Source organism: Paenirhizobium cremeum, assembly GCF_022884085.1.
GTDB lineage: Bacteria > Pseudomonadota > Alphaproteobacteria > Rhizobiales > Rhizobiaceae > Allorhizobium > Allorhizobium cremeum.
The window spans coordinates 37,438-49,333 of the sequence record NZ_JAGGCS010000016.1 but is presented as its reverse complement, the minus strand read 5'-3'; the positions used below and the strand labels follow the sequence as shown (position 1 = coordinate 49,333).

The following is an 11,896-nucleotide window of genomic DNA, read 5'->3' as shown; positions in this document are numbered from 1 at the left end:
CCTACTAGCCTGCGACATTCTGTGAAGGTAAATCTAGACTGCAGAAAGCCGTCACCAGCCATTCGCATATGCAACGGGAGGATATCGTTGAAACCCTATCGTCTTTTGGGCATTGCTCTTCTTGCCGGCTGTTTTATTGCAGCACCGGCGCTCGGCAATAGGCCGACCAGCCAGAAATTGTTCGACGGTTTCGACGGCCAGGACTTTTCCCCCGAAGGCGGACTTTACTACCGCATGAACGAGGAGCAGAAAGCTGGCAGCTATGTGTTTCAGAGCGAGGTTAAACGTAACGGCGCAGGCGCGCTGAAACTCAGCGTGCGGAGCCAATGTCCGGCCACCGACGATCTGTGCAGTGAACGCGCCGAGATCTGGGAAAAGACCCCGCTGCGCGTCCCCTATGACGAACCGGTCTGGTTCGGTTTCGCCATGAAACTTGCCGATCCCGTTCCACAGGACGACCATCGCTACCTGATGGCCCAGTGGAAACGGGAAATCGGGCCTGAGGCCGAGGGGGATTTCAGCCCCTTCCTCGCGCTCCGGCTCGACCGTGGCAAGATGTTCTTCTCGGTGGAAACCAATTATGTCGAAGGTGGCCCTCAGCCGATCGATGGCGTTGCCGGTCGTTGCCCGGAAGGCAGCACACCCGTCTGGTTTCGCCCTGAAGTCAACCAGATGCGCGCCCTTGCCGCTTCAGGCCCCGACTGGAGCGCCGAGGATGCTGCTACATTCCCATCCTGCACGGACAAGATTTCCGTCGTGCAGCACAATCCGCTACCCAAAGCATCAACGGACTGGATCGACTTTGCGATTTTCTCCCGTCCGGACCCTAATGGAGACGGCCGAATCGAAATCTTCGCCAACCGCGTCTGGGTCGCCACTGTGAAGGGACACGTGGGCCACGGCGATACCGGCCTCGGAAAGAATCAGTATTTCAAATTCGGCCCCTACCGGGCCGGAGCTGAGGATATATGGACCGTCTATTATGACGATTTCCGGCGCTCTCCCGATTGCATCGATGTGCTGGAAGACTCGAAGGCCTGTTCTGTCCTGCAGTAAGTCGCGAGGTCTCAGCCCCGATAGGGCTGAGCGCCAAGCATTCCCGCAATCACCCGGGCCGTTCCGGCGGCGCCGTCAAGTGAAATCGGAAGCTCCGGCGGGAAACTGAGCTCGCGTGCGGCGGTGATTGCCTCGGCCATCGCCGTCCCAGTCAGACCTTGCTCGGTGACGACCTTCGCCAGGCCCAGCGCGACCAGCTTTTCGGCCCTCACCGATTGCTCTGTCTCACCACCGGCAGCAAAGGGTACGAACAGGGCGCGGCAACGCGCCCGCAAGAGATCGCAGACCGTGTTGTAGCCCGCTTGGGAAATCGACAGGCCGGCCTGCGGCAAGAGGCTCGGGAAGTCCGGACGAAAGCGAAAGAGGGAAACACCGCTCGAAACGCGGGCCGCGAAACGATCGTAATCCGCCTGCGCCAAGTTGGGACCGGTAATCACACACCATTCCTCGCGATCATCGAGAATATCGCGGGCGTCGAGTGCAGCCTCGATCAGCGCTCCACCCACGGCACCACCGCCGGCGGAAATCACCACGCCAAAACGATCAGCGGATGGCGGAGCTTCAACCGGCGCAACAAGGCCGGTGTAATGAATCTTGTCCGCAAGCTCACCTGCGAGCGGGAACGTCTCTTCGAGCCGCACGAAATGCGGATCACCATGCACGAGGATACCGTCGAAATAACGGGCGACGAGATCGGCAGTCTCGCGGTCTCGCCCAGGCTTGCGGTTCTCCTGCAGGATGTCCCTGATCGAGCTGAAGAGCAGCGGACGGTTGTTGGCATTCTCGATGGCCTCGAGCAAGGGCAGAAGCTCGAAGCGCATCTGACGTCGGCCGAAGGGGAAAGCCTCTATGATGACGACATGCGGTTCGACTCTCGCAAAAGTCTCAAGAAGAATAGCCGTCCGTCTCTGCTCGAAGTCCGTATCGACAGGATTACCCTCAATATCGGCAAGGCTTGAGAATCCGCTCTTGGCCGCAACGACGGCCGGAAGCTGGACGTGTTCGACGCCCTTTCCCGGAAAACCGTTCACAGTCGCCCCGCCTGTCACCAGCGTCACCGAGAATCCGGCCTCGACCAGAGCCTCAGCGATCCGGCTGGCACGCGCCAGATGCCCGATACCGAGCAGGTGCTGGACATAGAAAAGAACCCTTCTCTTCGAGGGGGACGCTTGCGGCGTACTCAAATCCCTCTCCTCTCCCACGCTTCTGTAAAGAGCCGGTCAAGATCGTGAATACTGTTATGGTGGTCGAAGTCCTTCCGCACCCTCGCCTCAGCAGCGGCTCCGAGCCTCTCCCGCAGATCGGGATCGGTCATCACGCGCTGCAGTGCGATCGCGAGAGCCTCCGCGTCTTCGGGCTCGACCAGCAATGCGTTTTCGCCGTCGACAAACAGTTCCGAGATGCCTGAAACGGTCGTGGAGACGGCCACGAGCCGCTGGCTTGCCGCCTCGACGAGGACGTTCGGCAGACCGTCGCGGTCACCATCCGCTGTAATCCGGCAGGCGAGCGCGAAGAGATCGCTATCGCGATAATGAGCGAGCACATCGCGCTGGTCCATCGAGCCCTTCCAGACAATCCGGTCGGAAATGCCAAGTTCGCCGGCGAGCGTCTTCAGACTGTCCAGTTCATCGCCACCGCCAATGTGAATAAACTGCCAGTGAAGGTTCGCCGGAAGCCTGGCGAACGCCTTCAGCAGCACGTCATAACCCTTCTTCTTGACGGCGCGGCCAACGCTCAACACACGGAGAGGATCAGTTGGATCGGATCCGTCACGGCGAGGCCGCTGACCGTCGAAGTGCGGGAACCGCTCGAGGTCGAGACCGTGATAGCTGAGATGCATGACATCGCGTCCACCTGAAAGCGATGACAGCTTTTCATAGCCCACCCGCGTGCAGGTCACGCCCCAGTCGGCGCTCTGGAGCTTTTCTGCCAGATCCCAGTCCTCGGAAGTCCAGATGTCCTTGGCGTGAGCGGAAATCGACCACGGGATACCGCTGATCTCGCTGGCGTAGCGCGCGACCGACGCGGGCGTATGGATGAAATGCGCATGCAGCCATTTGCCTCCCTGCGGCCATTCCGCAACGAGCACCGCCGCCTGACCGAAGCGGCGAAACCGGTTGCGCGAAAAATCCCGTTTCAAATCCTTCCAGAAGGACGAAAGCGCTTTGCCGAACCCCGGCAGAAGGCACGTCTTCCGTAACGCTCTCAGGACGCGAAGCGGCTCCTCATGCAGGTATTCCGGCAGATAGCTGACGCGGGCGCGGATCTCGTCATGCACCGGGTGACGCTTCTTGTCCGTCGGGCGACGCATGGCGACGATTTCTAGCTCGAAGCCGGCACGTTCCAGACCCAGCAGTTCCTGTGCGATGAAAGTCTCCGAGAGGCGCGGATAGCCCTTCAGGAGGACGACAATCTTTCCGGTCCTGTCCATTAATTATCCCTGGGCGGCAAAACGCGGCGACCTGGCGTCTTCGCTCAGATACCCGCCAACGATCTGCGAGATGGTTTGCAATCCCTCAAGGTGGAGGCCGGCGGCGCTGGCAGAGGGAGGATCTCGTTTCAGCACGTCCTTGATCGCCTGCGCGAAACGCAGGCTATCGGAGGCCTCCTGGCCGGAGAGCATGCTGACGAGGCCGAGTTCGGAGGCCCTGCGGGCACGGATCAACTGTTCCAGCCGCGGCTGGGTACGCGGAACCACCAGAGCCGGTTTATCGAAGGACAGGATTTCGCAGTAGGTGTTGTAACCACCCATGGCGACAACCGCCTTCGCACCCGCAATCCGGTCTTCCATCCGGTTGTCGAATTCGATCATTTCCAGGTGAGGGTTATTGCCCGCCTGCTCCACGAAGTGCTGTCGCTGTTCAGCCGGCATATAGGGACCGAGCACAATCACCGCCTTGTGGGTGAGCGTCGAATCGGCCTGGTAGGCCGCGATCACGTCCCGCACCAAATCGGCCCCGTCACCACCACCGCCGGTCGTTACGAGCAGATAGTCCTCGGCAGGTTCCTCACGTTCAACCGACGCCTTGCGTTGCAGAAAACCAACAAAGCTCATTTTCTCCCGAACGCTCGACGGCACATCGAGGCCGGTCAGTGGATCGTAGAAATCCGGTGGACCATAGACCCAGATGTTGTCATAGAGCGAGCCGATCTTGTGCATCACGTCATTACGCTTCCATTCCGCGTCCAGCAGATGCGGGGCATCCATGACCTCACGGAGGCCGAGGATCAGCGTGGTACCGCGTTCCTTCAGAAAGCGCAGCGTTTCCTCTACCTCGCCACGCAGCCCAAGAGGCTCCTTGTCGATAATGAAGATGTCCGGCTGAAACGTCTCGGCGGTATGCAGGATGATCGATTGCCGCATCCTGATGGTCGCCTTGACGTCAATGTGCTGGTCCATCGACGTATATTCGCCGTTGCGCAGCTTGATGACGCTCGGAATCTTCACGAAATCCACGCGGGCGCGATAATCGAAGGCACCGGCGATCGTGGCGCCGGAAATAATCAGCACCTGCAGGCCGCGATAGTCTTCGACAAGCGAATGGGCAATCGTACGGCAGCGCCGCAGGTGCCCAAGGCCGAATGTATCATGACTGTACATGAGAATTCGTGCCTTGCGCGACTGTCCAGTCATGCAGTTGTTCTCCTATGGGTCAGAAGCATTGATCCGCGGCAAGTCGCATGTTGATCTTGAGGGGGTCAGTTGTAGGGGTCTGCGGCATCTCTAAGACCATCGCCGAGAAAATTGAAGGCAAGAATGATCACAATAACCGGAACCACCGGGAAGAGAAGCCACGGATAGAGGGCGATGACGTTGACGGTGCGTGCTTCCGTCAGCAACACACCCCAACTCGTGATTGGCGGGCGCAACCCGAGTCCCAGGAAGCTCAGCGTCGTCTCTCCGAGGATCATGCCGGGGATGGTCAGCGTGGCGCTTGCGATCAGGTGAGACATGAAGCCAGGGATGAGATGCCGTCCGATGATCCGGGCGCTACCCGCGCCCATCATCTGCGCGGCAAGCACATAATCCTCTTCGCGAAGCGCCAGAAGCTTGGAACGCACCGCGCGAGCAAGCCCGGTCCAGTCCAGAAGCCCGAGAATGAACGTAATCCCGAGATAGACGAAAAGCGGCGACCAATCTGCCGGCATGATGGCTGCCATGGCCAGCCACAGCGGTATGCTGGGGATCGAATGCAGGACTTCCGTGATCCGCTGGACCGCAAGATCAAACCAGCCGCCCCAGTATCCCGCGAGACCACCGATGACGATGCCGAGCACGAAACTTGTCATCACGCCAAGAAGACCGATCGTGAGCGAGACACGCGCACCGTAGAGAATGCGCGACAGCACATCCCGGCCGAGACGGTCCGTGCCGAGCAGGAACATGTCACCACCCTCAGCCGGGCAAGCCAGATGCACATTGCCGTCGATGAAGCCCCAGAAGCGATAACTGTCGCCCCGGCAGAAAAAGCGCAGTCGCTGAACCTCGTTTTTGTTCTCGCTATAGACCCGGCGCAGCGTTTCCATATCCAGTTCCATGGTCCGGCCATAAACGAACGGGCCAACAAAAGAACCCTCATGAAAGAAATGCACCTGCTGTGGCGGCGCATAGATTCGGTCCACGTTCCGCGTATGGACATTATAGGGCGCCAGGAATTCCACGATAGCGATCGTGCAATAAGCGATCAGCAACAGGATGCCGGAAACAAGCGCAAGGCGGTGGCGGCGAAACCGCCACCATGTGAGCTTCAATTGAGAGGCATGGCCAACCGTCGGATCGGCGTCGGCTTCCACGGCATAGGGATCGAACGGAGCCTTTGAGACATAGTGCACCGGCGGCGGCAGGCTTGCCACATCCTCACTCATTTCGTGTGCCCTCCCTGCAACCGGATGCGCGGATCGAGGATGGCCAGCGCGATGTCGGACACCAGCACGCCAATGACAGTCAGGATAGCGAGAAACATCAGGAAGGAGCCTGCCAGATACATGTCCTGATTCTGAAGCGCCCTAATCAACATCGGGCCCGTCGTTTCCAGGGACAGGACAACGGCAGTGATTTCAGCTCCGGAAATGATGGTCGGCAGGATGGAGCCGATGTCCGAAATGAAGAAATTCAGCGACATACGCAGCGGATACTTGATGAGCAGGCGGAAAGGATGAAGGCCCTTGGCCCGCGCCGTCATCACATATTGCTTGTGCAGTTCATCGAGCAGGTTTGCCCTGACCCGACGGACCATCCCGGCGGTTCCGGCCGTTCCGATGATGATGACGGGAATCCAGATATGCTCGAGAATGGATTTCGCCTTGGCCCAACTCATGGGTTGGCCGAGAAAATCCTGGTCCATAAGGTGGCCAATCGAAATGCCGAACCAGATATTGGCAAAATACATCATGATAAGCGCGAGAATGAAATTCGGCACCGCAATGCCGATAAGGCCGAGCAGCGTCAACCCATAGTCGCCCCAGCTATACTTGTGGGTAGCGGAATAGATGCCGATCGGAAAGGCGATGAGCCAGGTCACAATGATGGTAACCGTTGAGACGAGAACAGTAAGCCAGACCCTGTCCCCCACGACATCGGCGACAGGCATGCGGTATTCGAAGGAATAGCCGAAATCGCCTTGGACGAAGCCGGCAACCCAATCCAGATAGCGCAAGGGTGCGGGCTGGTCGAAGCCGTAACGCGCCTTGAGATCCTCGATCTCCTGCATATCGGCCTTCTCGCCCATGGCCTTAAGTTCCTCGACATAGCTTTCGAAGAAATCGCCGGGCGGCAGTTCGATGATCGTGAAGACCAGCATGGAGATCATGATTAGCGTCGGAATCATCATGGCGACACGCCAGAGAATATAGCGGATCATCTCATGCGCCTCCCTCTAGCCAGAAAGTATCCGGCATATAGACCCCGAGATAAGAGGTTGGATCGAAGCCATAGAGGCCTTCGCTCGGCAGGTTGCGCAGCCGGTTTGCCCGCACGATCGGCTGCGGCACGGCATTGACTATCCCTATGGTAAAAACCTGCTGGGTGAAGATCGACAGCATCCGGTGCCAGATCACCTCGCGCTCCTCAAGCGTATCGGCCTCCCGCCACTGGTGGAAAAGGTCGAGCAGTTCCTGCGCCTCCGGAATTTCCGGCGGACGCCCCTCGCCTCCCCCCGACAGCTGATGCAACCCCCAAAGCGGCCACTGGATCTGGTCATTGTTGGTCGGAGCCAGTTCGCGCGGCGACATGTCGGCGGTCGGTACGCCATTGTCGAGGCCCGGGGAAAGCGCCAGAACCGTTTCACCGCTGGTGATGCGTTGCCGAAAAAGCTCGCGGTGCGATACGTGCGTGAAGATGCGGAAACCGATACGGCGCCAATGATCGGTCACAAGTTCCAGCACATCGGTGTCGAACGTTGTTTCCGCTGTTGTCTCGATGATGAGCTTGCAGGGTCGCCCGTCGGACAAGTACCGAAGTCCATATTTGCCGTCCCGCAGAAGACCTGCCTCGTCGAGCAGGGCATTGGCTCGGTCGGGATCGAACTCAGCCCACGCATCCCGGTACTCAGGCCGGAAAAGCGGACTGTCCGGTAGCACCGCGTTGGCGCTGGGACTGCCAAGACCGAAGAATACCGCCTTGTTGATCTCGTCACGGTTGATTGCAAGGGACAAAGCCCGACGAACGCGGACATCCCGCATCGTCTGCCGCCAGATCAAATCCGTGCAATTGAGATTGGGAATTAGCGCAACCCGCGAGCCCTGGATACGCTTCCACAGGCTGACCTTGATGGCGCCGCGTTTTTCCGCGCTCTTCAGAAAGGTATAGTCGGCGAAATCGATATTGGTGAATTGCAGATCGCTTTCGCCGGATGCCGCCTTTGCCGCGACGAGATCGCCGGACCCGACATTCAGCACCACCCGGTCGATATAAGGCAATTGCAATCCGTTGCCGTCGACTCGATGGAAATAGGCGTTCCGCTCGAAGACGAACTGGCCGGCAGGCGGAACAGTCGTGGCCCGCCAGGGATCGAGCGTCGGCAGATCCGGATTTTCGGGGCGGGCAGTGCGCGACATCTTCTGATGCAGGGACACCCAATCATCCACCCGCTGCTGTTCGATCAGCGCGGCAAGCCGTTCCGGTGTCTGATACTTGTGATGAAACTGCTTGAGATACGCCGCCGGCAGCATCAGGCGGGTCGCAACCGGCGAAGCCAGTTCCGCGAGGAAGTCCGGGTTCGGATCTTCCCAACTGTAGCGGACCGTAACCTCGTCGATGACCTCGAAGACGGGCTCCTTTCCCTTCACCCTCAGAACGGTCGGAATCCCACCCTTGTGAAGTTCCTTGTCATGGAACATATCTTCCCAGACGTAGCGGAAATCCTCCGTCGTAAAGGGACTGCCGTCCGACCAGCGATGACCGGGGCGCAGGTGAAAGGTGAAGATCCGCTCTCCTTCAACCTCATAGCGCTCAAGCAGGTCAGGATGGAAATTGAAGTGACGGTCAAACCCGATGAGGCGGCTGTAGCCATTGATCGGCATGTAACGGATATCGCGTTGACTGGCGATCAGCATCTTGACCGTGCCGCCATGACGTCCCGCAACACCGCCGTCCGTACCGTCGAGGGGCACCACACGCGGTACTTTCGGCAGTCGCTCGGCCAAGGGCGGCAAGACACCTTCGGCGACCCTGGTCTTCAACGGGTCCGGATCGACGACTTCTGCTGCCACCGCTGAAATCCGCGGCAACATGGTAGAGCCCATCAATGCTAGAAGCGTACGCCGCGTGATCATACCCGCAGATCCTTCGCATCGACGCCTCGCCGGGCCAGTACCCAATGGCCGTTACCAAGATCGACATGCGCCAGATTGTCGGGATCGCCCTCGTCAAGGAAATGACGCTTCCACGCGCGTCGGGCTATTGTGGAGGATTCTCCTGCAAGGTTGAAATCGATGCGGCAATCGAGATCCGGCGCGGGAACCGCGGCAATGAGCTTGCGCGTATAGGGATGAACCGCCTGGTTCATGATGATGTCGCATGGCGCGATTTCCACAATCCGGCCCGCATACATGACCGCCACACGGTCGGCCATGTAGTTCACGACAGCAAGATTGTGGGAAATGAAGAGGTAGGTGAGACAGAGTTCGGCCTTCAAATCCTTCATGAGATTGAGGACCTGCGCCTGCACCGAGACATCGAGAGCGGAGACGGGCTCATCGCAGATGACGAGGCCTGGGCCCAGCGCCAGCGCACGCGCAATGCCGATACGCTGCCGCTGTCCGCCCGAGAAACTATGGGGATACCGCCCTCCGGCCGATGAGGGCAGACCGACCGCGTGAAGGAGACGCCTGACGAGTTCGATCCGTTCAGCGGAATCGCCCTTATCGTGGATTTCCAGGGGTTCGCTGATGATGCCACGCACTGTCATGCGGGGGGAAAGCGAGGATACCGGATCCTGAAAGACCATCTGGATGGAGGACCGCAGATGCCGCAGTTCCTCCCCTTCAGCGGAAAGTACATCGATCGGTTCGTCTGCGCCGTTGTAGACGACCGTACCAGCATCAGCCCTTACACCACGCATCAGGATCTTGCTGAGCGTGGTCTTGCCGCAACCGCTTTCGCCGACAAGGCCAAGCGTTTCCCCGCGCCTTATGTCAAAGGAGACATCGTTTACTGCGCGGATCGGCGGCGAGGACTTGGCAAAGAAACCCGACGAGTGCTTCGGCCGGAAGATCTTGCTGACATTGCGGACGGAAAGGAGAACATCGTCTTCTTCAACCACCGGTCTTGCGCAACTGCCGAGCAGTCCCGCTGTATCGACACGGATTTCACGCAGGGGCTTGAGACGTTCGTGACGCGCCATCTCAAAGGTCGGCACCGCAGCCATCAAACCCTTGGTATAGGGATGCTGCGCATTGAGGAAAATATCCCCGACGCTTCCCGCCTCCATAACCTCGCCGCGATACATCACCACCACCTCGTCCGCCATGCTAGCGACAACGCCGAGATCGTGGGTAATCAACAGAACCGCCATACCGAGCCGGGCCTGCATGTCCTTGAGCAGCTTAAGGATCTGCGCCTGGATCGTGACATCGAGCGCCGTCGTCGGTTCGTCCGCGATGAGGAGCGACGGTCGTCCCACCAGCGCCATGGCGATCATCGCGCGCTGACGCATTCCGCCCGACAACTCGAAGGGATACATGTTGAAAACGTGATCCGGCTTGTCGAATCCTACGAGACCGAGCATTTCCTCCGATCGTTCACGTCGCTCTCTCGGCGATAGAACGGTATGGATACGCAGCACCTCCTCGATCTGGTTACCGATCGTGTGCACGGCCGAAAACGAGGTCATCGGCTCCTGGAAGATCATGCCGATGCGATTGCCGCGAATGTTGCGGATCTGACGACCATCACGCGGCAGCGCTATGAGGTCGACCGGTCCATCGCCTGCCGGATCGTGAAAAACCGCGCGGCCGGATACGCGCGCGCTGGGCGTCTCGATGCCCATGATTGCCCGACCGAGTGCCGATTTCCCGGAACCGGACTCGCCGACAAGCGCCGTCACCCGGCCCGGCCGAATGGTCATCGACAAGGAACGAACGGCCTCCACGCTGCCACGAAGCAGCGGGAAGGACACACTGAGCTTTTCCACTGAAAGCAGATCAGCGCCGACGACCATGCGATTTATAGAGCCCCCGGATACGCTACCCATCACAAGCTGACGCAGATTGATATTATTGAAGTTACCGTAGCCCACGGGCCCGGTCCCTGTCTATCGGGAAGATACCGGTATTGTGACGGGTTTCAAAGGCTTGCGGCCCGATCCGCTTTGCCGATACATCAGGGACGGGAAAGATCGTCCGGAGACAATCAGTGAACAGCAAAAGCGACGCCAGAAGCCTTGCCCGCGAGACCATCATCGAGAGCCTGGAACTGGCCCGCAGCGGCGAATTGGAACGCGCCCGCCTTGCGCTCGATGCGCTTTCAAGCAACCCAACGCTGCTGGAGGCAGCGGAACTCGGCCCGGCCACCATGATCGGCCTGCCGCGCAAGCTGCATTCCGCTTATCTTAAGCTTGCCAAGATCGCGAAAGACCCTGTGCGCATTGCCGGCCTGCAAGCGATGCTGGCGCCGCCGACGGACCTGCTCGCAGACCTCTTCGCCTTCGACGGCGACCAGCGCCGTAAGATGACGCGGCTTGGCGGCGAGAAGACACCACTCGTCCTGCATCAGATATGGCTCGGCACCCTGCCCGTACCGCCCGCAACGGAGGCCTGGCGGCGGCACTGCGAGACTCACGGCATGGAATATCGCCTGTGGCGGGAAGCCGATCTTGCCGCGGCGGGCTTCGATGAACATCCGAGCTTTCACGCCATGCTGAAACAGGGCGACTATCCCGGCGCCGTCGATGTCGCACGCTACATGATCCTGGAGAAAATCGGCGGCATCTATCTCGACTGCGACTGGTATCCCGCCCGTGACGATCTGAGTTTTGGCGACTACCTGCCGCTTTTGGGCATCTCCGTGCTGGCCGAGGATATCCCGCGCAAGACGAGCACAGGCAGCCTGCTTCTGGCCAATTCCTTCATCGCAGCGCCGGCAGGACACCCGGTTTTTTCACGGATCGTCGATACAATACCGTCCGTCATGGAACGACTTCCCAAGGCGCCGGCCTGGTGGTCGACAGGTCCACTGATTTTTTCGCTGGCCTGCCGCGGCACCAGCGTCTGCGTTGCGGAAGCCGGTTTCGTAGCCGCCAGCCTGCCACGACAGGCTCCCCTCGAAACGGTGGAGATGGCCCGTCGAAGTGCATCCGACCGGGATGGCGGCCTGCTGATTGCCTGGAAATCCTGGTAGACG

The 11,896-nt window shown here is 59.6% G+C and carries 9 protein-coding genes; 2 read left to right on the top strand and 7 right to left on the bottom strand.

Translation table 11 applies throughout. The features are described from left to right. Positions 1-87 precede the first annotated feature (87 nt). Positions 88-1,056 carry a polysaccharide lyase family 20 protein gene (locus tag J5N58_RS22455; RefSeq protein ID WP_280520078.1) on the top strand — a complete coding sequence of 323 codons (969 nt, stop codon included), beginning with the start codon at positions 88-90 and terminating at the stop codon, positions 1,054-1,056. Positions 1,057-1,067: 11 nt separating this feature from the next. On the opposite strand, the gene J5N58_RS22450 is transcribed toward J5N58_RS22455, so the two are convergent. The 7 genes from J5N58_RS22450 to J5N58_RS22420 all read right to left on the bottom strand — a co-directional run bounded on the left by J5N58_RS22450 (position 1,068) and on the right by J5N58_RS22420 (position 10,715). After that, positions 1,068-2,240, bottom strand: a complete 1,173-nt coding sequence (locus J5N58_RS22450; RefSeq protein ID WP_113467568.1) for a glycosyltransferase family protein — start codon at positions 2,238-2,240, stop codon at positions 1,068-1,070. Further along, a complete protein-coding gene (locus tag J5N58_RS22445; protein WP_244713156.1) occupies positions 2,237-3,487 on the bottom strand; it encodes a glycosyltransferase in 1,251 nt (416 codons plus the stop codon). Before J5N58_RS22445 ends, J5N58_RS22450 begins: the two co-directional genes overlap by 4 nt. Before the next feature lie 3 nt (positions 3,488-3,490). Beyond that, positions 3,491-4,690 carry a glycosyltransferase family protein gene (locus J5N58_RS22440; protein ID WP_113337957.1) on the bottom strand — a complete coding sequence of 400 codons (1,200 nt, stop codon included), beginning with the start codon at positions 4,688-4,690 and terminating at the stop codon, positions 3,491-3,493. Positions 4,691-4,755: 65 nt separating this feature from the next. After that, positions 4,756-5,922: an ABC transporter permease gene (locus tag J5N58_RS22435; RefSeq protein WP_112827904.1), complete on the bottom strand. Its 1,167-nt coding sequence runs from the start codon at positions 5,920-5,922 to the stop codon at positions 4,756-4,758. Further along, positions 5,919-6,917: an ABC transporter permease gene (locus J5N58_RS22430; protein WP_112827905.1), complete on the bottom strand. Its 999-nt coding sequence runs from the start codon at positions 6,915-6,917 to the stop codon at positions 5,919-5,921. The genes J5N58_RS22435 and J5N58_RS22430 overlap by 4 nt, the downstream gene beginning before the upstream one ends. Before the next feature lies 1 nt (position 6,918). Next, positions 6,919-8,829, bottom strand: a complete 1,911-nt coding sequence (locus tag J5N58_RS22425) for an ABC transporter substrate-binding protein (protein ID WP_113443667.1) — start codon at positions 8,827-8,829, stop codon at positions 6,919-6,921. Next, on the bottom strand, positions 8,826-10,715 hold the full coding sequence (locus J5N58_RS22420; protein WP_113426605.1) for a dipeptide ABC transporter ATP-binding protein: 1,890 nt from the start codon (positions 10,713-10,715) through the stop codon (positions 8,826-8,828). The genes J5N58_RS22425 and J5N58_RS22420 overlap by 4 nt, the downstream gene beginning before the upstream one ends. 194 nt (positions 10,716-10,909) lie before the next feature. Between J5N58_RS22420 and J5N58_RS22415 the strand changes: the two genes are divergently transcribed. Next, positions 10,910-11,893, top strand: coding sequence for a glycosyltransferase family 32 protein (locus J5N58_RS22415; RefSeq protein WP_244713154.1), 984 nt, complete (start codon positions 10,910-10,912; stop codon positions 11,891-11,893). The last annotated feature ends 3 nt before the right edge of the window (positions 11,894-11,896 follow it).

What these genes read in the sequence shown, in the direction of transcription:
- J5N58_RS22445 (WP_244713156.1), bottom strand. Translation starts at nt 3,487, where the DNA reads ATGGACAGGACCGGAAAGATTGTCGTCCTCCTGAAGGGCTATCCGCGC.
- J5N58_RS22440 (WP_113337957.1), bottom strand. Translation starts at nt 4,690, where the DNA reads ATGACTGGACAGTCGCGCAAGGCACGAATTCTCATGTACAGTCATGAT.
- J5N58_RS22435 (WP_112827904.1), bottom strand. Translation starts at nt 5,922, where the DNA reads ATGAGTGAGGATGTGGCAAGCCTGCCGCCGCCGGTGCACTATGTCTCA.
- J5N58_RS22430 (WP_112827905.1), bottom strand. Translation starts at nt 6,917, where the DNA reads ATGATCCGCTATATTCTCTGGCGTGTCGCCATGATGATTCCGACGCTA.
- J5N58_RS22425 (WP_113443667.1), bottom strand. Translation starts at nt 8,829, where the DNA reads ATGATCACGCGGCGTACGCTTCTAGCATTGATGGGCTCTACCATGTTG.
- J5N58_RS22420 (WP_113426605.1), bottom strand. Translation starts at nt 10,715, where the DNA reads ATGGTCGTCGGCGCTGATCTGCTTTCAGTGGAAAAGCTCAGTGTGTCC.